The sequence below is a fragment of the Kineococcus gurbantunggutensis genome (assembly GCF_050871925.1).
Classification (GTDB): Bacteria; Actinomycetota; Actinomycetes; order Actinomycetales; family Kineococcaceae; genus Kineococcus.
In genome coordinates this window covers 1-20,952 of record NZ_JBJLSG010000089.1, presented here as the reverse complement: position 1 = coordinate 20,952, position 20,952 = coordinate 1, and the positions used below count along the sequence as shown (strand labels likewise).

The window sequence follows — 20,952 nt, the reverse complement described above, 5'->3', positions numbered from 1 at the left end:
GCCCGCGCGGTGCGCGCGGGCCGGGACCGGGCCGGGGCTCAGCCCTGCTGCGGGGCGACCCCGCGCAGCGCCACGACGGTCTCCAGCGCCGCCAGGACGGCCTCGCGGCCCTTGTCCTCGCGCGAGCCGCGCAGCCCGGCGCGGTGCAGGGCCTGGGACTCGTTGTCCACGGTGAGCACCCCGAAGCCGACCGGCACGCCGGTGGTGACCGCCACCTGCGTCAGCCCGGCGGTGGCCGCGTCGCACACGTACTCGAAGTGCGGGGTGCCGCCGCGGATGACGACGCCCAGGGCGACGACCGCGTCGCAGCCGGTGCGCGCCAGGCGGGCGGCGGCCACGGGCAGCTCGAAGGCGCCGGGCACGCGCACCTCGACGACCTCGGTGACGCCCGAGTCGGCCAGGGCGCGCCGGGCGCCGGCCAGCAGCCCGTCCATCACCTCCTGGTGCCAGCGCGCGGCGACCACCGCCACGCGCAGGCCGCTGCCGTCCACCTCGATCTCGGGGCTGCCGTCTCCGCTCACGCGTCCTCTCCCGTCCGCTCGTCCTGCTGCTGGTCGTGCCGGTCGTGCCGGTCGTGCCGGTCGTGCTGCTCGCCGCCGGCGCGCAGGTGCGCGCGCAGGTCGGCGATGGTCAGGACCGGCAGGTCGTTGCGCCGGCCCAGCTCGGTGATCTGCTCCCAGCTCGACATCGAGCCGTCGTCCTCGACGAGCTCGGCGATGACGCCCACGGGCGGCAGGCCCGCCAGGCGGCACAGGTCGACGGCGGCCTCGGTGTGCCCGGGGCGCTCCAGCACGCCGCCGGGGCGGGCGCGCAGCGGGAAGACGTGCCCGGGGCGCACCAGGTCCGCCGGGACGGCGCCGGGGTCGGCCAGCACGCGGGCGGTGCGGGCGCGGTCGGCCGCGGAGATGCCGGTGCCCACCCCGGCGGCGGCGTCGCAGCTGACGGTGTAGTCGGTGCGCAGGCTGTCCTCGTTGCGCTCGACCATGCGCGGCAGGCCCAGGGCGTCGGCGCGCTCGGCGGGCATCGGCGCGCAGAGCATCCCGGAGGTGTGCCGCACCGTCCAGCCGATCCACTCCGGGGTGGCCAGGGCCGCGGACAGCACCGCGTCGCCCTCGTCCTCGCGGTCGGCGTCGTCGGTGACGAGCACCGGCTTGCCGGCGCGCAGCGCGGCCAGCGCGGCGGCCACGGCGGCGGCGGGACCGGGAGCGCCGGGGTCGGTGGCGCCGGGACCGGTGGCGAGGCGGTCCGGGGTGCCGGCGGGCGCGCTCACCGCGAGCCCCCCGACGCGCCGGCGGTGCGGGCGACCAGGCCGGCGGTGATGCGCTCGACGTACTTGGCCAGCACGTCGACCTCGAGGTTGACCGGCTCGCCGACGCCGCGCTGGCCCAGGGTGGTCAGCTGCAGGGTGGTGGGGATCAGGGAGACCTCGAACCACGGCCGCGGGTCGTCCACGGCGCTGACCGCGGAGACGGTCAGGGAGGTGCCGTCGACCGTGATGGAGCCCTTCTCCACCACGTAGCGCGCCAGCGCGGGGTCGATGCCGACGCGCACCACCTCCCACGCCTCGCCGGGGGTGCGCGCCAGCACGGTGCCGGTGCCGTCGACGTGGCCCTGCACGACGTGCCCGCCGAAGCGGGCGGAGGCGGCCATGGCGCGCTCGAGGTTCACGCGCCGGCCGGGCGCGACGTCGCGCAGCGAGCTGCGCACGAGGGTCTCGGCCATGACGTCGACGGTGAACACGGCCGGTTCCGGCTGGTCCACCACCGTCAGGCACACGCCGTCGACGGCGATGGACGCGCCGTGCACGGCGTCGGTGGTGACCAGCGGTCCGCGCACGCTCAGCCGCGCGGAGTCCTCGCCGCGCTCGACGGCGACGACCTCGCCGACCTCCTCAACGATCCCGGTGAACACGGGGGGCCTCCTCGGCGTGGTGGTGGTGGAGCGGGTCCTCGGTGCGCGGGCGGGGGCGCGCGCGCACGCGCACGTCCTCCCCGACGCGGGTGACGGCGCCCTCGCCGGGCGCCAGGTCCAGGCGCAGCGCCCCGGCGACGCCGGTGACGCCCAGGTCGGCCACCGCGGCCGCCCCGGCGCCCAGCAGCGCCGGGGCCAGGTAGGCGACGACCTCGTCGACCAGGCCCGCGCGGGCGAGGGCGGCCGCCAGCGCCGGGCCGCCCTCGAGCAGGACGGTGCGCACCTCGCGCGCGGCCAGGGCGGCGAGCACCTCGTGCGGGTCGCGGGTGCGCACGTGCAGCAGCTCGGCGCGCCCGTCGAGCAGGCGCGCGCCGGCGGGCAGGTCGCGCAGGCCGGCGACCACGCGCAGCGGCTGCGGGCCGGGGACGTCCTCGCCGCCGGGCCCGCGCACGGTCAGGGCGGGGTCGTCGGCCAGGGCGGTGCCGGTGCCGACCAGGACCGCGTCGTGCTCGGCGCGCAGCCGGTGCACGTCGGCGCGCGCGGGCGCGGAGGTGATCCAGCGGCTGGAGCCGTCGGCGGCCGCCGAGCGCCCGTCGAGGGTGGCGGCGAACTTCCACGTCACCCAGGGGCGCCCCCGGCCCACGGCGGTGGCCCAGCGCTCGTTGAGGGCGCGGGCCTCGTCGGCGAGCAGGCCGGTCTCCACCTGCACGCCGGCGCCGGCGAGCAGGGCGGCGCCGCCGGCCGCGGCGGGGTTGGGGTCGGTGTCGGCCACGACGACGCGGCGCACCCCGGCGGCGAGCAGGGCCTGCGCGCAGGGGCCGGTGCGGCCGGTGTGGGTGCACGGCTCGAGGGTCACCACGGCGGTGGCGCCGCGGGCGCTCAGGCCCCGGGAGGCCAGGTCGGCCAGGGCGGCGGCCTCGGCGTGCGCGGTGCCGGCACCGCGGTGGTGGCCCTCGGCCAGGGTGCGCCCGTGCGGGTCGAGCAGGACGCAGCCCACGCGTGGGTTGGGACCGGTGGCGGGCCCCAGGGCCGCCAGCCGCAGGGCGCGGCGCATGGCGGCGACCTCGGCCGCGCGCCGGTCCCCGGGCTCGGCCCGGTCCCGCGCCTGCTCGATCCCGCTCACCGCACCCCTCGCTCTCGCGCCGTCGCAGCGCTCCGGGGGCGCGCGGGGAGGCGCGGGTGCGGGCGGGCGCGCGGCAGCGCACCGCCGACCCCGGGGTCGCGGGGCGCGCCGGGGACGCCGGCGGCGGGTGGCCGCGGCTGCGTCCGGGCGCGCCGGTGCGACCCCGCGTGCTGCCTCCCGTCCGGACTCTCACCGTCGGTCCCGGAGTCCCACCGGGTCGGCCCGCCACCCGGTGGGGTGGGGGCTCGCGGACTGTCACCGCCGGTTCGGAATTGCACCGACCCCGGAGCACGCGTGTCGTTCGGTCTACCTGGTCGTACTCGTCCTGCTGGTCTGGCTCGTGCCGGTCCTGCTCGTGCAGCCGGTGCAACCGCACCGGCCGCCCGTGCTGTTCCCGCGGGCGGCGCCCGGGGTCTGGTCAGTCTGCCACGCCGGGGCGCGGGCGCCCCGGCCGCCGCCCGGACGGCTCAGCGCCGCTCGGGTCGGCGCCGGACGGCTCAGTGCGCGCAGGCGGCGGTGGCCAGGGCGCGCAGCTGCGCCACCGCGGCGGCGGCGTCCTCGGCGCCGTAGACGGCCGAGCCGGCGACGAAGACGTCGGCGCCGGCCTCGGCGGCGCGCTCGATGGTGGACGCCGACACCCCGCCGTCCACCTGCAGGCGCACGTCCAGGCCGGAGGCGCCGATGGCCGCGCGCGCCCGGCGGATCTTCGGCAGGGTCACGTCGAGGAAGGACTGCCCGCCGAAGCCGGGCTCGACGGTCATCACCAGCAGCATGTCGAACTCCGCCAGCAGGTCCACGTACGGCTCCAGCGGGGTCGCCGGGCGCAGCGCGATGCCGGCGCGGGCGCCGGCGGCGCGCAGCTCGCGGGCCAGCCGCACCGGGGCGGCGGCGGCCTCGGCGTGGAAGGTGACCCCCTGGGCGCCGGCCTCGGCGTAGGCCGGCGCCCAGCGGTCGGGCGCCTCGATCATCAGGTGGCAGTCCAGCGGCACCGGCGACACCTTCCGCAGCGCCTCCACCACCGGCAGGCCCAGCGTCAGGTTGGGCACGAAGTGCCCGTCCATGACGTCGACGTGGGCGGCGTCGGCGGTGGAGATGCGCTCCAGCTCCGCCTGCAGGTTGGCGAAGTCGGCGGACAGGATGCTGGGGTTGACCTGGATCGTCACGGCGCGACCCTAGCGGCGCGCCCGGACGCCCCTCACGCCGTCTCCGGCCGGCCCAGGGTCTCGCCCTGCACCGCGGCGTCGCGCTCGCCGGGGGCGGTGAGCACGAGGAAGAGCCCGGCGTACGGGCCCAGCCACACGCCGAAGCTGCGCAGGTCGTCCACCCAGCCGATCTCGCCGCCGGTGGAGGCGTCCACGACGGCGTGGCGCGGCTTGAAGGCCTCCGAGCGCACCGTGCCCTCGATGGTCTCGCCGGTGAAGTTCAGCACCGTCACCTGCACGGGGGCGTCCGTGCGGCTGGCGTCGCCGTCGTCGAGGCGGTGGACCATGACGAGCATGCCGTGGTGCGCCACCGGCGGGACGTCGATCTGGGTGGCGGCGGCGATGCCGTGGCGGGCGCGCACCGCCAGCAGCTGCTTCAGGCCCGAGGCGAAGGAGGTCTCCGACTCCAGCTGGTCCGGCAGCGAGCCGTACAGCGAGCGCCCGCGCGGCATCCCCGAGGGCGAGGCGCTCGCCTCCGGCGCGACGTCCATGAGGTCGTGGGCGCCGCGGTGCACCCAGCGGGTGTCGCCGCCGGCGACCAGGTCGCGCACCTGCTCCACCGGCACCGGCAGGGTGCCGGTGAGGTCCCAGCCGGAGAGGGCGAACACGCCCGGCTGCCAGGCGTTGAACATCGCCATGAGCAGGTGGGCGCGGCGGATGCCCTCCACGTGCTGCTCGTCGACGTCCGCCAGGGTGCGCAGGCCCTGGGTGGCGGCGATGACGGAGGCGCTGGTGCAGGCGATGCCGTTGGTGGTGAAGACGTGGTTGTAGTCGGCGGCCTCGCCGGTCAGGTGGGCCAGCAGGTCCGCGCGCACCGTCTCGGCCAGCTCCGCGCCGGTGACCTGCCGGCCGCGGAAGCCGAAGGTGTCCGCGGCGTGCAGGGTCGCCCAGTGCACCAGCTCGTAGGTGAGCTCGTCGTGGTTCTGCAGGGCGTGCACCAGGCTGACCGGCTCCACGCCCGTCTCCAGGCAGGTGCGCAGCGTCAGGCGCAGGAACTCGGTGTCCCCGGTGGCCAGGGCGTGGTGGTAGGCGGGGCGGTTGACGAAGTCGTAGGACAGGTCCGCGCCGACGCGGCCGGTGTCGCGGATGTCCTCCATCGTCAGGTTCAGCTCCTGGAAGGTGAACCCACCGACCTTGCGGACCATCCCGGCGATGACGTGGTTGGCCGCGTGCGAGAGGGGGTGCCCCTCGGACCACGCCGGCAGGCCCTCGGCGGACTTCTCCACGCCCAGGAAGCCGTTGGCGTCCAGGCGCAGGCCGTGGGTGCCCAGGTCGCCCAGGGAGTGCAGGGCGTCGCCGATGACCAGGCGCATGCCGGCGAAGGTGGGGTCCAGCCAGTTGATCGAGGGCTGGCCCTGCTTGAAGTAGTGCAGGTACACCCAGCGGCGCACCTTGCCGTCCACGCCGGTCACCGGCGCGGTGGCCGACCAGTTCGTCTCCTTCACCCCGGGGGCGTAGAAGATCACCCGCTGCAGGGCGCCGATGATGTAGCCGTGGTCGGCCAGCTCCTTCTCGGCCGCGGCGTCGAGGTTGACCGCGTCCTCGCCCGGGCGGACCTCGGGCAGCAGGTGCCAGTCCTCCTCGGGGATCTCCACCATGTGGTAGATGCCCGGGTACTCGCGGTAGGCCATCTCGGCCAGGCGGAAGTCGGCGCCCTTGCCGGTGTGGCCGGGCACGATGTCGTCGATGACGCTGCCGCCGTGGCGGTCGGCGACCTCGCACACCTCGCGGAACTCCTCCTCGGTGCCGAAGAGGGGGTCGATGTGGGTGCTGATGCGGTCGAAGTGCCCGTCGACGCTGGGCGTCTCGCTCCACCCCGACAGCCCGCCGGCGCGCTTGACCGGGCCGGTGTGCACCGCGTCGATGCCGATGCGCTGGAACGCCCGCCACAGCTCGTCGCTGCCCAGCGAGGCCAGGAACGACTCCCCGGGCCGGGTGATCAGTGAGATCGGGTAGGCGGTGAACCACACCGAGGCGGTGGCCAGGGCGCGGCGCGCGTCGGGGCGCGCGTAGGGGTTGCGCCACATGCTGGGCTGGCCGGACAGCTGCCGGGAGAGCACGTCGGCGTCGGCGAGCATCGACTGGCCCACCAGCCACTGCACGTACGCGGGGTTGTCGCCGTCGGCCGCGCGCGGGTCGGCCACGCGCCGGGCGGTGCCGCGGCCGCCGCGCAGCTGCGCGCGCGGGCGCAGCCGCTGCGGGCGCGCGGGGTAGCGCTGCTCGTCGTAGGTGATCTCCTCGGGGACGACCTCCCCGGCGGCGGTCGCCTCGGGGGCGGTGCGGGCCGGGGCGTCCTGCGCGGGTCCGGCGGGTTCGAGCGGCACGGCTTCCTCCTGGTGGTGCGGTCGACGTCCCACGCTGCTGCTCCCGGCCCCGGCGCGCACCTCGAGCGCGCGCCGGGCGTGTCGGGACCCCCGCGGCGGGAGCGCCCGGGCGGTGCGCGCGGGGGCCCGGCGGGCGGGGCGCCGGCTCAGGGGTGCGCGACGTCCGAGGGGTGCAGGTGCGCCACGCCGGGCACCCCGAGCTGGCGCAGGGTGGTGACCAGGTCCGCGCGCAGGCGCTCCAGCACGGCGGCCACCCCGGCCTGGCCGTCGGCGGCCAGGCCCCACATCACCGGGCGGCCCACGTGCACCGCGCGGGCGCCCATCGCCAGCGCCGCCACCACGTGGTGGCCCTCGCGCACGCCGGAGTCCACGTGGACCTCCACCTCGCCGCCGACCTCGGCGACGACCTCGGGCAGGGCGCGGGCGCTGGTGATCGAGGTGCCCAGGCGCCGGCCGCCGTGCGTGGAGACGATCACGGCGTCGGCGCCGGCGTCCACGCAGCGGCGCGCGTCGCGGGCGGTGAGCACGCCCTTGACCGCCACCGGCAGCCCGGTCAGCTCGCGCAGCCGGCCGATGACGTCGGGGGTCAGGTCCTCCGCCGAGCGCATCGCGTGCGGGCCGGCGGCCTCGCGCTCGGCGGCGGTGAGGTTGACCACGCGGGCCTTGCGGGGGGTCTCGGGCCAGTCGGTGGGCTCCACGCTGGGCAGCGCCGGGGCCAGGGCGGTGGTGTCCACCGTGAGCACCAGGGCGCTCGCGCCGGCGGCGGCGGCCCGCTCGACCAGCCGCTGCGTCAGGGAGCGGTCCTGCATGACGTACACCTGGTACCACCACGGCGCGCCGGTGGCGGCCACGTCGGCGAAGGCGACGCCGGTGTTGGTCGACACGCCCAGCACGGTGCCCGCCGCGGCGACCGCGCGGCCGGTGAGGACCTCGCCCTCGGGGCGGGCGGCGACCTGCTGCGCCATCGGCGCCACCAGCACCGGGAAGGCCACCGGGGTGCCCAGCACGGTGGTGGCGGTGGGCACCGCGCTGGTGTCGCGCAGCACGCTGGGCCGCAGCCGCAGCGCGTCCCACGCCTCGATCCCCTCGCGCTGGCACTGCCCGTGCCCGGCGGAGGTGGCGAAGTACGCCGCGACGTAGTCCGGCAGCAGCTCGTCGGCGCGCCGGTGGACTTCCTCGACCCAGGTCACCGGGTCATCCTGCCTGGCGCGCGCGGCGCCGGGCGGGAGCCGCGCTCAGGACCGTGCGGCTAGGACGTGCGGCGCAGCAGGGCCACGTGCATGGCGTCGGTGCCGTGGGTGTGCGGCCACAGCTGCACCGCGCTGCCGGCGGCGGCGCCGTGCACGGCGGGCGCCACCCGCGCCAGCACCGCGGGGGTGTCCAGGCGCTCCACGCCCACCCCGCGGCGGGCGGCGGCCTTGACGGCGTCGTCGACGACCAGGCGGGTCTCGGCGAGCACCGGCGAGCAGGTGGCGTAGGCCACCACCCCGCCGGGGCGCAGCGCGTCGATCGCCGAGCCCAGCAGGTCGCGCTGCAGCGGCCCCAGCGAGCCCAGGTCGGCCGGGGTGCGCCGCCAGCGCGCCTCCGGCCGCCGGCGCAGCGCGCCCAGCCCGGTGCAGGGGGCGTCGACCAGGACGCGGTCGTAGGCGCCGGGCTCGTCGGCGCCGACCTCGCGGCCATCGCCGACGCGCACCTCCACCGGCCCCAGCGGGCCGGCCGGGACCGCGGCCAGCGAGGAGCGCACCAGCTCCGCGCGGTGCGGGGCGACCTCCACCGCCGTCAGGTGCGCGCCGCGCAGCACCGCGGTGGCCGCCAGCTGGGCGGCCTTGCCGCCGGGGCCGGCGCACAGGTCCAGCCAGCGCTCGTCGCGGCCCTCGACGTCGGCGGCGGCCAGCACGTGCGCCACGAGCTGGCTGCCCTCGTCCTGCACGCGGGCGCGGCCGGCGCGCACGGCGGGCACCAGGCCGGGGTCGCCGCGCTCGAGCAGCGCGGCGGTCGGCGACCAGCGGCCCGGGCGCACCGTCAGGGCGCGGTCGTCGCTGAGCAGGTCCTGCGGGGTGGCCAGGCCCGGCAGCGCCGTCAGGGCCACCGCGGCCGGGGCGTTGTCGGCGGCCAGCAGCTCGCCGAGCTCGCCGGCGTCGTGGCCGTGCGCGCGCAGCGCCTCGCGCAGGGCGCGCACCACCCACTGCGGGTGCGAGGTGCGCACCGCCCAGCCCTCGTCGGTGCCGGCCGGCGGGGCGACCTCCTCCACCCACGGGCCCAGCTCGCGGCCCACGACGCCGCGCAGCACCGCGTTGACCAGCCCGGAGGGCCCCACGCCCAGCTCCCCGCGCGCCAGCGCCACCGTGGTGGCCACCGCGGCGTGGTCGGGCACCCGCATCGCCAGCAGCTGGTGCAGGCCCAGGCGCAGGGCGTCCAGGACGCCGGGGTCCAGGTCGCCGGCCGGGCGGTCCACCACGGTGGCCAGCAGCGCGTCGTAGGTGCCCCGCCCGCGCAGCACGCCGTAGGCCAGCTCGGTGGCGAAGGCGGCGTCGCGCCCGCCCAGGCGCCGCTGGCGCAGCAGCTTCGGCAGCACGAGGTTGGCGTAGGCGTCCTCCTCCTCCACCGCGCGCAGCACCGCGAACGCCACCCGGCGCGCGTCGTCGACGCGGGTGTAGCGGTCCTGCTTGACCCCGCGGCGCGGCGCCTGCTCGCGGGGCCGCTCCCCCGCCGGGCCGCGGGCGGGCCCGCGGGCCCCGCGCGGGGCCGCGCCGCGGGCGGACCCGCGGGTCCCCTCGCCGCGGGGGGGTTCGCGCCGGTCCGGTTCGGGCGTCACTGCAGCTCCTCGTCCCCGGGCCGCACGCCGCGGGCCCAGTCCACCGCGGGCATCGCCCGCTTGCCGGCCGGCTGGACCTGGCCCAGCTCGACGAGCCCGTCGCCGGTGCCCACCAGGACCCGGCGCTTCTCGACCACCACGCGTCCGGGACCGGGGCCGTCCCCGGCCACCGGCAGCACCGGGGCCAGCTTCAGCCGCTCGCCGCGGAAGGACGTCCACGCCCCCGGGTCGGGGGTGCAGCCGCGCACCCGCCGGTCCACCTCGGCGGCCGGGGCGCTCCAGTCCACGCGGGCCTCCTCCACGGTGATCTTCGGGGCGAGGCTGACGCCCTCGCCCGGCTGCGGCACCGCGGTGGCGGTGCCGGCGGCCATCGCGTCCAGCACGTCCACCAGCAGGTGCGCCCCGCGCGCCGCCAGGCGCTGCAGCAGGTCCCCGGCGGTGTCGCGCGCGCCGACGGGCTCGCGCAGGGAGCCGAGCACGGGGCCGGTGTCCAGGCCCTCCTCGAGCTGGAAGACGCACGCGCCGGTGACCTCGTCGCCGGCCATGACGGCGCGCTGCACGGGGGCGGCGCCGCGCCAGGCCGGCAGCAGCGAGAAGTGCAGGTTCACCCAGCCCAGCCGCGGCACGTCCAGCGCCGCGCGCGGCACCAGGGCGCCGTAGGCGACGACGGGGCAGGCGTCGGGGGCCAGCGCGGTCAGCTCGGCCAGGAAGGCCGGGTCGCGCGGCGTGGCCGGCTGCAGCAGCGGCAGGCCCACCTCGCGGGCGCGCTGCGCCACGGCGGAGGCGGCGCTGCGGCGCCCGCGCCCGGCGCGCGCGTCGGGGCGGGTGACGACGGCGGCGACCTCGTGGGAGGAGGCCAGCAGGGCGTCCAGGGAGGCGACGGCGACGTCGGGGGTGCCGGCGAGGACGAGGCGCACTACCTCGCCTGACCGAACGTGGCGTGCGGGGAGACCTTCACCTGCGGCACGTCCCGGCCCAGCCACTCGGCCTCGCGCACGGCCTTGAGCGCCATCTTGCGCTGGGCCTTGTCGAGGCGGTCGATGAACAGGACCCCGTCGAGGTGGTCCGTCTCGTGCTGGATGGCGCGGGCCTTGAACTCCGAGCCGGTGATGGTGACCGGCTCGCCGTGCACGTCGAAGCCCTTGGCGACCACGTGCAGGGCGCGGCGGGTGTCGGCGACGATGCCGGGGAAGGACAGGCAGCCCTCGTCGCCCTCCTGGCACTCCTCGGACAGGTCCAGCACCGGGTTGACGAGGTGCCCCAGCTCGCCGTCGGCATGGTAGGTGAACACGCGCAGGCCCACGCCGATCTGCGGGGCGGCCAGCCCGGCGCCGGGGGCGGCGAGCATCGTGTCCTCGAGGTCCTTGACGAGCTTGCGCAGCTCCTTGTCGAAGGTGGTGACCTCCTCGGCGCGCTGGCGCAGGACCGGGTCGCCGAACAGGCGGATCGGCTGGACTGCCACGGGGCTCCTCGTGGGCTGGGGGGCGGGTGCGCGGGGCCGCACCGGGCGCGGGGGGCCGCGGGCGACCAGGAGAGTCTAGGTCCGCTCCGGGGGCGCCGGACGCGCGCCGGGGTGTGCGCGGGGGTGCGCGCGGGCGGCACGGGCGCACCCCGACGGGCGCGGAGCGGGGGCGGTGGACATCATCGACGGCGATGAGCGCGCTGCCCCGCCCCGCCGGTCCCGCCGGCCCCCACCTCCCCACCGGCCCTGACAGCCACGGGAGCCCCGGCGGCCCCGGGGCCGCCGCCCGCACCACCGCCCCCCGCGCCGCGGGCACCGCCGGGCGGGTGCTGGTGGTGCTGTCGGGGCTGGTCTCGGCGCTGGTGTGCGCGGGCGTGGGCGTGGGGCGCTTCCACGCCGGGGCGGCGTCGAACTACGACCTGGGCATCTTCAGCCAGTCGGCGGCCTCGTGGGCGCGGCTGCGGCTGCCGGTCTCCGGGGTGCTGGGCGGCACCCCCCTGCTGGGCGACCACTTCTCCCCCGCCACGGCGGTGTTCGGCCCGGCGTGGGCGCTGTGGCCGGACCCGCGCTCGCTGGTGGTGCTGCAGGCGCTGCTGCTGGGGCTGGGCACCGCGCTGGTGGCGCGCTGCGCGGTGCGGCACCTGCCGCTGCCGGCGGCCGCGGCGGTGGCGGTGGGCGTGGCCGGCGCGCACGGCGCGCTGGCCGCGGCGCGCTTCGACGTGCACGAGGTGTGCCTGGCGGTGCCGCTGCTGGCGCTGGTGGGCACCGCGCTGGTGGAGCGCCGGCACGGCGCGGCGGCGGCGTGGTCGCTGCCGCTGCTGCTGGTCAAGGAGGACATGGGCGCCACCGTGGCGGTGGTGGCGGTGCTGCTGTGGCTGCGCGGTCGGCGCCGGCTGGGGCTGGCGCTGGGCGCGGCGGCCGTGGCGGGGGTGGTGGTGGCGTTCGCGACGATGCTGGCCGTCGACCCCGCGCACGACCTGAGCCGGCTGGCCGCCTTCGGCGGCTCCTCGCGCACCGCGGCGGCGCCGGAGCCGGTGCCGGCCGGGGAGGCGCTGCGGCTGCGCGGGTGGCTGGTGCTGAGCGCGCTGGCCGGCGGCGGGCTGCTGTGGGCGGGCTCGCCCGTGGCGCTGCTGGCGGTGCCGACGCTGGCGTGGCGGCTGGCGTCCTCGACCCCGAGCTACTGGTCGCCGGGCCTGCACTACGGCGCGGTGCTGGTGCCGGTGGCCGGGGTCGCCCTGGTGGACATGCTGCGGCGGCTGGGCGCGCGGCCGCGGGCGCGGCGGGCGGTGGTGCCGCTGGCGGTGGCGGCGGCCGCGGCGTCCCTGGCGACGACGGCGGCGGTGCTGCCGCCGAGCGGGCTGCCGGCGCCGTGGCGCGGCTCCACCTGGCGGGCGGGGGCGTACGTGCAGGACCTGCGCGCGGCCACCGCGGACCTGCCGCGCGGCTCGCGCCTGGCCGCGGACAACACCAGCGGCCCGTACCTGCTGGGCCGCGCCGGCGGCGACCACGACGTGGTGGGCTGGTCGCCGGACACCCCGCTGGCGCGGCTGCCGGACGTGGTGGTGCTGGACACCTCGCGCGCCTCCACCGGCGCGTCGCTGGCGCGGCAGGAGCGGTGGCTGGAGGAGGTGGGCGCGCTGCCGGGCCTGCGCGCCCGGCGGGTGGGCAGCACCCTCGTGCTGCACCTGCCCGCCGCGCGCTGAGGGCGCCGGCGGGGCGGGCGGCCTCACACCAGCGGCACGTCCCGGCCGGCGAGGTCCAGGGCGCCGTGCGCGGCGGCCCAGCGCACCGAGTCGGCCGCGGCGGCCACCGACGTGAAGCGCGGCGCGTAGCCCAGCAGGGCGCGCGCCTTGGCGGTGGAGGCGCTGTGGCTGCGCGCCAGGTGCTCCCAGCTGGCGTCGGCGTGCTCGCCGGCGAGCTCCCGGAACTCCTCCCAGCCCACGTGCCGCAGCCGCGCCCCGCGCCCGAACCACGCCGCGGCCGCCGCGGCGAAGCCGCGCACCGTCACCGCCCGGTCGGAGACCACGTGGAAGCTCTCCCCCGCGGCCGCGGAGCGCCGGTGCAGGGCCAGCTCGAAGGCCTGGGCGACGTCGTCGGCGTGCACGTGGTGCAGGGTCTCCAGGCCCAGGCCCGGCACGGCCAGCTCGGCGCCGGTGGCCAGGCGGTGCCACACGTCGGGGTCGAGGTTGCCCAGCGGGGTGATGACCGGCCAGCCGGCGCCGCTGATGTGGCCGGGGTGCAGGACGGTGCAGGCCAGGCCGCCGGCGCGGGTCTCGGCCAGCAGCAGCCGCTCGACCTGCGCCTTGCGGGTGCCGTACTCGCCGAAGGGCTCGCGCGGGTCGTCCTCGGTGAGCGGGGAGGCGGCGGCGGGCCCGTGCACCCAGATGGTGCCCGCGTGCAGCAGGTGCCCGCAGCGCCCGCGCAGGGCCTCCACGAGCTGGGCCGCGGAGGCGGGGGTGAAGCAGACCAGGTCGACGACGGCGTCGGGGCGCAGGGCGGCCACGCGCTCGCCGAAGGTGCCGGCGGCGTCCTCGGCGTCGCGGTCCGCGCGCACGCGCTCGACGCGCTCCCACGCCGGGTGGGGGTGGTAGGGCTCGCGGGTGCCGCGGCTGACCGCGACGACGTCGTGGCCGGCGCGCACCAGCCGGGGCACCAGGTGGGTGCCGACGTGCCCGGTCGCCCCGATGACCACGACGCGCACGGTGGACCTCCTCGTCCGGCGGGCACCTCCCGCCGGCGCGATCGTGGCACGCGGCGGGCCGCGGCGCCCGGCGGGCTCAGCCGATCTGCTGGGGGTCCACCCGCACCCGCACCAGCGGCAGCTTGCGCGCGCTGCGCCCGGCGGTGACGGCCTTCAGCGCCCGGGCCAGCTCCACCGAGGCGGGCCGGGGCACCCGCACCACGGTGCGCACCTGCTCGACGGTGCCCGGCCGCGGGGGCAGCGGGACCGGGCCCAGCACGCGCGCGCCGGGCACGTCCGGCAGGGCGGCCAGGGTGGCGCCCACGGCGTCGGCGACGTCGGCGGCGGGGCCGATGAGCCCGGCGAGGCGGGCCGCGGGGGGCAGGTCCAGCTCGGCGCGCTGGGCCAGCTCGCGCTCGGCGAAGCCGGCGGGGTCCCAGCGCACCAGGGCCTGCACGGCCGCGGCCTGCGGGTCGGCGACCACGACGACGGCGCCGCCGGCGGAGGCCGGGCGCACCAGCGCCGCGGCGGCGGCCCAGCGGCGCAGCGCCTCCTCCTGCGCGCGCAGGTCCGGGCGCGAGAGCAGGGCCCAGCCGTCCAGCAGCAGGGCGGCGGCGTAGCCGCCGGGGGCGACCGGCTCGGCGCCGGGGGTGGCGATGACCAGGGACGGCTCGGCGGGCACGTCGTCGAGCACGCGCGAGCCGCCGGAGGTGCGCACGTCCACGCCGGGGAAGGCGCGGCCGAGCTCCTCGGCGGTGCGGCGCGCGCCGGTGACCACCGCGCGCAGGCGCCCGTCGCCGCAGGTGGGGCAGGTCCAGCCGGCGGCCGGGCGCCCGCACCAGCGGCAGGCGGGGTCGGAGCCGGGCTCCGCCAGGGCCAGCGGGCCGTGGCAGGCGGTGCAGCGGGCCGGTTCGCGGCAGGTGCGGCACGCCAGGGTCGGCACGTACCCGGCGCGCGGCACCTGCACCAGCACCGGGCCGCGGCGCACGGCGTCGCGCAGCACCCGCCAGCCGTCGCTGGGCAGGCGGGCGGCGGCGGCCAAGGGGTCCTGCGCGTCGTGGCCGCTGGTGCCGGCGACCGCCACGCGCGGGGCGCCGGCGCGCAGGACCTCGCGGGGGGCGGCGACCGCGCGCGCCCAGCCGCTCTCCAGCAGCAGCTGCGTCTCGGCGGTGCGGGTGCGCCCGGCGAACAGGGCGGCGGCGCCGGTGGCCCCGGCGCGCAGGACGGCGACCTCGCGCGCGTGCGGGTAGGGGGCGCGCTGCTCGGCGTGGGAGTCGTCGCCGTCCTCCAGCACGGCCAGCAGGCCGAGGTTGGGCAGGGGCGCGAAGACGGCGGCGCGGGTGCCGGCGACGACGCGGGCGCGGCCGGTGAGGGCCTGCAGGAACGCGGTGTAGCGGGCGGCGGGGCCGGCCTCGGCCTCCAGCAGCACGTGCGCGCCGGCGGGCAGGCGGCGCGCCAGGGCGGCGTCCAGGCGCACCAGGTCGCGGTGGTCGGGCACGAGCAGCAGCGCGGTGCGCCCGGAGGCCAGGACGGCGCGGGCGGCCACGGCCAGCGCCTCGAAGCAGTCGGTGCCCGGGGCCAGGGTGGCCACCGCGCGCGGGGCGCCGCCGCCGGCCAGGTGCGCCAGGAACGCGCGCCCGGCGCCGTGGCGCTCCCAGCCGGCGAGGTCCTCGCCGGCGGCCACCGGGTCGGGCACCGGCTCGTGGTGCACCGGCTCGGCGCGCAGCAGGGCCTCCTCGGCGCCGGCGTGCCGGCCGGGCACGGCCAGGCGCAGCACGTCGGCCAGGGTGCCGGCGTACTGCTCGGCCACGTGCTCGGCCAGCGCCAGCACCGGCGGGGAGAGCACCGGCAGGCCGGAGACGACGCGGCGCAGCCGCGCCAGCCGGCCGGGGTGCTCGCTGGCGGCGCGGCGCTGCAGCACCCAGCCCTCCACGTCGCTGCCGGCGAAGGGCACGCGCACGAGCCTGCCCGGCTCGGCGGTGTGCTCCATCGAGGCGGGCACGAGGTAGTCGAAGGGGCGGTCCAGGTGCGGCAGCGGCACCGAGACCAGCACGCGCGCCACCGGGTCGGTCCCGGCCAGACCCTCCAGCGCCTTGCGCGCGGGGGCGCGCCGGCGCTTGGGCGCGGGGCGGGCGGGCGCCTGCGCGGGTGCCCCGGCCGGCTCGGCGGCGGGCGGCTCGACGGGCGCCTCGGCGGGCGCGGCGACGGGCACCTCGGTGGGCGCGGCGGCGGCCCCGGCGGGTGCCGGGGCCCCGTCCGCCCCGGCGCCGCCCGCCGGGCCGGCGGTGCTCAGCTGCCCGTGGCGGCGCGCAGCGCGTCGACGCGGTCGGTGCGCTCCCAGGTGAACCCGGGCAGCTCCCGGCCGAAGTGGCCGTACGCCGCGGTCGGCGAGTAGACGGGCTTGAGCAGGTCCAGGTCGCGCACGATGGCGGCCGGGCGCAGGTCGAACACGTCGCGGATGGCGGCCTGGATGCGTCCCAGGGCCACCTGCTCGGTGCCGAAGGTCTCCACGTACAGGCCCACCGGGTGCGCCTTGCCGATCGCGTACGCCACCTGCACCTCGCAGCGGCGGGCCAGCCCGGCCGCGACGACGTTCTTGGCGACCCAGCGCATCGCGTAGGCGGCGGAGCGGTCCACCTTGGAGGGGTCCTTGCCGCTGAAGGCGCCGCCGCCGTGGCGGGCCATGCCGCCGTAGGTGTCCACGATGATCTTGCGGCCGGTCAGGCCGGCGTCGCCCATGGGCCCGCCGATCTCGAAGCGGCCGGTGGGGTTGACGAGCAGGCGGATGTCGGAGGTGTCCAGGTCCAGGCCCTCCAGCACCGGCTCGATGACGTGCCGGCGCACGTCCGGGGTGAGGGTCTTGACCAGGTCGACGTCCGGCTCGTGCTGGGTAGAGAGCACGACGGTGTCCAGCGTGACGGGGCGGTCGCCGTCGTAGCCGATGGTGACCTGCGTCTTGCCGTCGGGGCGCAGGTAGGGCACCTCGCCCTTCTTGCGCACCTCGGACAGGCGCTGGGAGAGCTGGTGCGCCAGGTGGATCGGCAGCGGCATCAGCTCGGGGGTGTCGTCGCAGGCGTAGCCGAACATCAGGCCCTGGTCGCCGGCGCCCTGCAGGTCCAGCGGGTCGACGCCGCCGCCGGCCTGGCGGTTCTCCCACGCCTCGTCCACGCCCTGGGCGATGTCCGGGGACTGCGAGCCGATGGAGACCTCCACCCCGCAGGTGCGCCCGTCGAAGCCCTTGGCGGAGGAGTCGTAGCCGATGCCCAGCAGGGTCTGGCGCACGATGGTGGGGATGTCGGCGTACGCGTCGGTGGTGACCTCCCCGGCGACGTGCACCAGGCCGGTGGTGACCATGGTCTCCACCGCGACGCGGCTGCGGGGGTCCTGGGCCAGCAGCGCGTCCAGGACGCCGTCGGAGATCTGGTCGCAGATCTTGTCGGGGTGCCCCTCCGTGACCGACTCGGAGGTGAACAGGCGCAGGGTGGTCACGGGGCTCCAGTCCAGGGGTTCTCGGGGGTGGTCGTGATCGCGGCCAGCATAGGCACCACCGCGTCCCAGACGGCGTCGGCGACGACGTCCTTGCTGCTCTCGGGCACGGTGCGCTCGCTGCCGTCGGCGCCGAGCAGCACGACCTCGTTGGTGGCGGTGGCGAAGCCCCTGGTCTCGCCGACCTCGTTGAGCACCAGCAGGTCGCAGCCCTTGCGGGCCAGCTTGGCGCGGCCGTGCTCGAGCACGCCGCCGTGCTCGTCGCCGGTCTCGGCGGCGAAGCCGACGAGCACGGGCGAGGGGGCGCCGGCGCGCGCGGCGACCAGGCCGGCCAGGACGTCGGGGTTGCGCTCGAGCACCACGACGGGGTCCTGCCCGGGGTCCTCGCCCTTCTTGATCTTCGCGGTGGCGCGCGCGGCGGGGCGGAAGTCGGCCACGGCGGCGGCCATGACGACCGCGTCGGCGCCGTCCGCGGCCGCGGTGACGGCCTCGGCGAGCTCGACGGCGGTGCCCGCGCGCACCACGTCCACGGCCGCCGGCACCGGCACCTCCAGGTGCGCGGCCACCAGGGTGACGCGCGCGCCGCGGGCGGCCGCGGCGGCGGCCAGGGCCACGCCCTGGCGGCCGGAGGAGCGGTTGCCCAGGAAGCGCACCGGGTCCAGCGGCTCGCGGGTGCCGCCGGCGGAGACGACCACGCGCCGGCCGGCGAGGTCCTGCCCGCGCGCGCCGGAGCCGAGCAGGCGGCGGGCGGCGGCGGCGATGTCGGCGGGCTCGGGCAGCCGGCCCGGCCCGGAGTCGGCGCCGGTCAGGCGCCCGGAGGCCGGTTCGAGCACGGTGGTGCCGCGCTCGCGCAGCAGCGCGACGTTGGCGCGGGTGGCCGGGTGCTGCCACATCTCGGTGTGCATGGCCGGGACCAGCAGCACCGGGCAGGTGGCGGTGAGCAGCACGTTGGTCAGCAGGTCGTCGGCCAGGCCGTGCGCGGCGCGCGCCAGCAGGTCGGCGGTGGCGGGGGCGACGACGACGAGGTCGGCGTGCCGGCCCAGCCGCACGTGCGGCACCTCGCTGGCCGAGGTCCACACGTCGGTGGCCACCGGGTGCCCGGACAGCGCCTCCCAGGTGGCGCGCCCGACGAAGCGCTCGGAGGCGGCGGTGGGCACGACGGTGACGTCGTGCCCGGTCTCGGTGAGCTCGCGCAGCAGCAGCGCCGCCTTGTAGGCGGCGATGCCGCCGGCGACCCCGAGGACGACCCGGGGCGCGCGGCCGCCGGCCGCGGCGGGGGCCGGTCCCGGGGTCGTGCCGGAGGTCACTGCTCGACGGGCTCCGAGGTCAGCAGACCCTCGTTGATCTCGCGCATCGCCACGGACAGGGCCTTCTCCTGCACGTGGGTCTCCACCAGCGGGCCGACGTACTCCAGCAGGCCCTCGCCGAGCTGGGAGTAGTAGGCGTTGATCTGCCGGGCGCGCTTGGCCGCGTAGATGACCAGCGCGTACTTGGAGTCGGCGGCCGTCAGCAGGTCGTCGATGGGCGGGTTGGTGATGCCCTCGGGCGCGGCGACGGTTCCAGCCACGGTGTCTCCTCGGTTCGGTGGGTGAGCGGATCGCTCGGGACGACGCCCGCGCGGGCCGGTCCAGCCGGCTGCGCGCGGGCAGACCCGCCCATCCTACGAGCCCCGCACCCCCATCCAGCCCACCAGCTCGTCGGTGGCGCGCTGGACGTCGTCGTTGTAGATGGTCACGTCGAACTCGGGCTCGGCGGCCAGCTCCACCCGGGCGGTGGCCAGGCGGCGCTCGCGCTCCTCCTCGCTCTCGGTGCCGCGGCCGACGAGGCGGCGCACGAGCTCCTCCCAGCTGGGCGGGGCGAGGAAGACGAAGCGGGCCTCGGGCATCGCCTCGCGCACCTGGCGCGCGCCGGCGAGGTCGATCTCCAGCAGGGCGGGCCGGCCGGCGGCGAGCACCTCCTCCACGGGGCGGCGGGGGGTGCCGTAGCGGTGCCGGCCGTGCACGCGGGCCCACTCCAGCAGCTCCCCGCGCTCGACGTAGCCGTCGAAGGTCTCCTCGGAGACGAAGTGGTAGTGCACGCCGTCGACCTCGCCGGGCCGCTGGGCCCGGGTGGTGGCCGAGACGGAGATCCAGATGCCGGGGTAGCGCCGGCGCAGGTCGGCCGAGACGGTGCCCTTGCCCACGGCGGTGGGCCCGGCGAGCACGGTCAGCCGGGCGGGGCCCTCGGCGTGGGGGCGGTGCTCCTGGAGCGGGTGGTGCTGCGGGTGCGTCACGGTCGCGACGCGCTCCCGGCCGCGCCGCCCGCCGCGCCGCCCGCCGCGCCGTCCGCGCCGCCCGCGGTGCGGGCGCCGCCGAAGCGCTCGACGAGGGCCGCGATCTGGTGCGCGCCCAGGCCGCGCACGCGGCGGGACTCGGAGATGCCGATCTCCTCCATGATCTGGCGGGCGCGGACCTTGCCGACGTTGGGCAGGGACTCCAGCAGCGCGGAGACCTTCATCTTGCCGAGCACCTCGTTGTCCTGGCCCTCGCGCACGACCTCCTCCAGGCTGCCGCCGGCGTACTTCAGGCGGTTCTTCACCTCCGCGCGCTCGCGTCGGGCGGCGGCCGCCTTCTCCAGTGCGGCGGCGCGCTGTTCGGCGGTCAGGGGCGGCAGGGCCACGGTGTCACCTCGGGTCGTCCGGCTGGGGGCAGGCCCGCTGGTCAGCAGGCGGGTCGGCGCAGCTGGTCAGGGCGTGCGCGGCAACCTAGCGACACCCCGCGGGCAGCGGCAACGGCGGGGTGCCCGCCCGGCGCGGTGCTCACCGGCGGCAGCGGCGCGCTCACGCGGCGGCTCGGGCGGGCAGCTGACCGGACTCGATCCCCTCGGCCCAGTGGCAGGCCACCCGCTGCCCGGGCGGGTGCCCGGCCACGGTGCGCAGCAGCGGGCGCTCGTCGGCGCAGCGGGTGGGCTGCACCCACGGGCAGCGGGTGCGGAAGCGGCACCCGGAGGGCGGGTCGGCGGGGCTGGGCAGGTCCCCGGTGAGCACGATGCGCTCGCGGCGCTCCTCGACGACGGGGTCGGGCACGGGCGCGGCCGACAGCAGCGCGCGGGTGTAGGGGTGCAGCGGGTGCGCGTACAGCGGCCCGGCCGGGCCCTCCTCGACGAGGCCGCCGAGGTACATCACGCCCACGGTGGTGCTGACGTGCTTGACGACGGCCAGGTCGTGGGCGATGACGAGGTAGGTCAGGCCCAGCTCGCGCTGCAGCTCCTCCAGCAGCACCAGCACCTGCGCCTGCACGGACACGTCCAGGGCGGAGACGGGCTCGTCGGCCACGAGCAGCTCCGGCTCCAGCACCAGGGCCCGGGCGATGCCCACGCGCTGGCGCTGCCCGCCGGAGAACTCGTGCGGGTAGCGGCCCGCGGCGGTGGCGGGCAGCCCGACGCGCTCGAGCAGCTCGCGCACGCGGGCGCGGTGGGCGCCGGGCCCGCCGGGCAGGCCGTGCACGGCCATCGGCTCGGTCAGGGCGCTCTCGACGCTCTGGCGCGGGTCCAGGCTGGCCAGCGGGTCCTGGAAGACCATCTGCAGCCGGCGCCGCTCGCGGCGCAGCGCCTCGGGGGCCAGCCGCAGCAGGTCGGTGCCGCCGACGGTGACGGAGCCGGCGGTGGGCTCGGTCAGCCGCAGCACGGCGCGCCCCAGGGTGGACTTGCCGCAGCCGGACTCCCCGACCAGGCCGTAGGTGGTGCCGCGCGGCACGTCGAGGTCGACGCCGTCGACGGCGCGCACGGCCCCGACGGTGCGGCGCAGCACCCCGCTGCGGAGGGGGTAGTGCACCTGCAGGTCCCGCACGCGCAGCAGCGGCTCGGCGGCGGGCGCGGGGGGGGGGGGGGGGGGGGGGGGGGGGGGGGGGGGGGGGGGGGGGGGGGGGGGGGGGGGGGGGGGGGGGGGGGGGGGGGGGGGGGGGGGGGGGGG

General features: G+C 78.5%; 18 protein-coding genes, 1 pseudogene and 1 riboswitch. Of the genes and pseudogenes, 1 reads left to right on the top strand and 18 read right to left on the bottom strand.

All coding sequences use genetic code 11. The features are described 5' to 3' along the window. Positions 1-38 precede the first annotated feature (38 nt). The 10 genes and pseudogenes from ribH to def form a co-directional block, all read right to left on the bottom strand. A complete protein-coding gene (gene ribH, locus ACRYR7_RS16175) occupies positions 39-521 on the bottom strand; it encodes a 6,7-dimethyl-8-ribityllumazine synthase (protein WP_432573132.1) in 483 nt (160 codons plus the stop codon). A 95-nt stretch (positions 522-616) separates the two neighbouring features. Further along, positions 617-1,186 (bottom strand): annotated as a pseudogene (ribB, locus tag ACRYR7_RS16170) (3,4-dihydroxy-2-butanone-4-phosphate synthase); the annotation flags it as partial. A gap of 80 nt (positions 1,187-1,266) precedes the next feature. Next, complete coding sequence (locus tag ACRYR7_RS16165) at positions 1,267-1,911, bottom strand: riboflavin synthase (RefSeq protein WP_432573131.1); 645 nt, start codon at positions 1,909-1,911, stop codon at positions 1,267-1,269. Beyond that, complete coding sequence (gene ribD / locus ACRYR7_RS16160; protein WP_432573134.1) at positions 1,892-2,965, bottom strand: bifunctional diaminohydroxyphosphoribosylaminopyrimidine deaminase/5-amino-6-(5-phosphoribosylamino)uracil reductase RibD; 1,074 nt, start codon at positions 2,963-2,965, stop codon at positions 1,892-1,894. Before ribD ends, ACRYR7_RS16165 begins: the two co-directional genes overlap by 20 nt. A 232-nt stretch (positions 2,966-3,197) precedes the next feature. Then, positions 3,198-3,330, bottom strand: a riboswitch (FMN riboswitch). A 201-nt stretch (positions 3,331-3,531) separates the two neighbouring features. Next, a complete protein-coding gene (gene rpe, locus ACRYR7_RS16155; protein WP_432573130.1) occupies positions 3,532-4,197 on the bottom strand; it encodes a ribulose-phosphate 3-epimerase in 666 nt (221 codons plus the stop codon). 32 nt (positions 4,198-4,229) lie between these two features. Next, positions 4,230-6,560, bottom strand: coding sequence for a maltose alpha-D-glucosyltransferase (gene treS, locus ACRYR7_RS16150; protein WP_432573129.1), 2,331 nt, complete (start codon positions 6,558-6,560; stop codon positions 4,230-4,232). Between the two features lie 146 nt (positions 6,561-6,706). Beyond that, on the bottom strand, positions 6,707-7,750 hold the full coding sequence (locus tag ACRYR7_RS16145; RefSeq protein ID WP_432573128.1) for an alpha-hydroxy acid oxidase: 1,044 nt from the start codon (positions 7,748-7,750) through the stop codon (positions 6,707-6,709). A gap of 59 nt (positions 7,751-7,809) precedes the next feature. Then, positions 7,810-9,375, bottom strand: coding sequence for an RsmB/NOP family class I SAM-dependent RNA methyltransferase (locus ACRYR7_RS16140; RefSeq protein ID WP_432573127.1), 1,566 nt, complete (start codon positions 9,373-9,375; stop codon positions 7,810-7,812). After that, a complete protein-coding gene (gene fmt, locus ACRYR7_RS16135) occupies positions 9,372-10,292 on the bottom strand; it encodes a methionyl-tRNA formyltransferase (RefSeq protein ID WP_432573126.1) in 921 nt (306 codons plus the stop codon). The genes ACRYR7_RS16140 and fmt overlap by 4 nt, the downstream gene beginning before the upstream one ends. Then, entirely contained in the window at positions 10,292-10,837 is a 546-nt protein-coding gene (gene def / locus ACRYR7_RS16130) for a peptide deformylase (protein ID WP_432573125.1), read from the bottom strand. Before def ends, fmt begins: the two co-directional genes overlap by 1 nt. 191 nt (positions 10,838-11,028) lie before the next feature. On the opposite strand from def, the gene ACRYR7_RS16125 reads away from it, so the two are divergent. Then, the gene (locus ACRYR7_RS16125) at positions 11,029-12,540 is read left to right on the top strand and encodes a DUF2079 domain-containing protein (protein ID WP_432573124.1); all 1,512 of its coding nucleotides are present in this window, start codon (positions 11,029-11,031) and stop codon (positions 12,538-12,540) included. 23 nt (positions 12,541-12,563) lie between these two features. Here ACRYR7_RS16125 and ACRYR7_RS16120 read toward each other — a convergent pair whose 3' ends face one another. From ACRYR7_RS16120 to ACRYR7_RS16085, 8 genes are all read right to left on the bottom strand, one after another. Beyond that, on the bottom strand, positions 12,564-13,538 hold the full coding sequence (locus ACRYR7_RS16120) for an NAD-dependent epimerase/dehydratase family protein (RefSeq protein ID WP_432573123.1): 975 nt from the start codon (positions 13,536-13,538) through the stop codon (positions 12,564-12,566). 76 nt (positions 13,539-13,614) lie between these two features. Then, complete coding sequence (locus ACRYR7_RS16115; RefSeq protein WP_432573122.1) at positions 13,615-15,729, bottom strand: primosomal protein N'; 2,115 nt, start codon at positions 15,727-15,729, stop codon at positions 13,615-13,617. A gap of 77 nt (positions 15,730-15,806) precedes the next feature. Then, complete coding sequence (gene metK, locus ACRYR7_RS16110; protein ID WP_432573121.1) at positions 15,807-17,006, bottom strand: methionine adenosyltransferase; 1,200 nt, start codon at positions 17,004-17,006, stop codon at positions 15,807-15,809. Continuing rightward, positions 17,003-18,310, bottom strand: coding sequence for a bifunctional phosphopantothenoylcysteine decarboxylase/phosphopantothenate--cysteine ligase CoaBC (gene coaBC, locus ACRYR7_RS16105; RefSeq protein WP_432573120.1), 1,308 nt, complete (start codon positions 18,308-18,310; stop codon positions 17,003-17,005). The genes metK and coaBC overlap by 4 nt, the downstream gene beginning before the upstream one ends. Then, positions 18,307-18,570 (bottom strand): DNA-directed RNA polymerase subunit omega, encoded by a 264-nt coding sequence (rpoZ, locus tag ACRYR7_RS16100; protein ID WP_166611805.1) that lies wholly within the window; start codon positions 18,568-18,570, stop codon positions 18,307-18,309. Before rpoZ ends, coaBC begins: the two co-directional genes overlap by 4 nt. Positions 18,571-18,663: 93 nt before the next feature. Further along, positions 18,664-19,275, bottom strand: a complete 612-nt coding sequence (gene gmk, locus ACRYR7_RS16095; RefSeq protein ID WP_432573119.1) for a guanylate kinase — start codon at positions 19,273-19,275, stop codon at positions 18,664-18,666. Beyond that, complete coding sequence (gene mihF, locus ACRYR7_RS16090) at positions 19,272-19,661, bottom strand: integration host factor, actinobacterial type (protein WP_432573118.1); 390 nt, start codon at positions 19,659-19,661, stop codon at positions 19,272-19,274. The genes gmk and mihF overlap by 4 nt, the downstream gene beginning before the upstream one ends. A gap of 160 nt (positions 19,662-19,821) precedes the next feature. After that, positions 19,822-20,838, bottom strand: coding sequence for an ABC transporter ATP-binding protein (locus ACRYR7_RS16085; RefSeq protein WP_432573133.1), 1,017 nt, complete (start codon positions 20,836-20,838; stop codon positions 19,822-19,824). Positions 20,839-20,952: the final 114 nt, after the last annotated feature.

What these genes read in the sequence shown, in the direction of transcription:
- ribD (WP_432573134.1), bottom strand. Translation starts at nt 2,965, where the DNA reads ATGCGCCGCGCCCTGCGGCTGGCGGCCCTGGGGCCCGCCACCGGTCCC.
- ACRYR7_RS16125 (WP_432573124.1), top strand. Translation starts at nt 11,029, where the DNA reads ATGAGCGCGCTGCCCCGCCCCGCCGGTCCCGCCGGCCCCCACCTCCCC.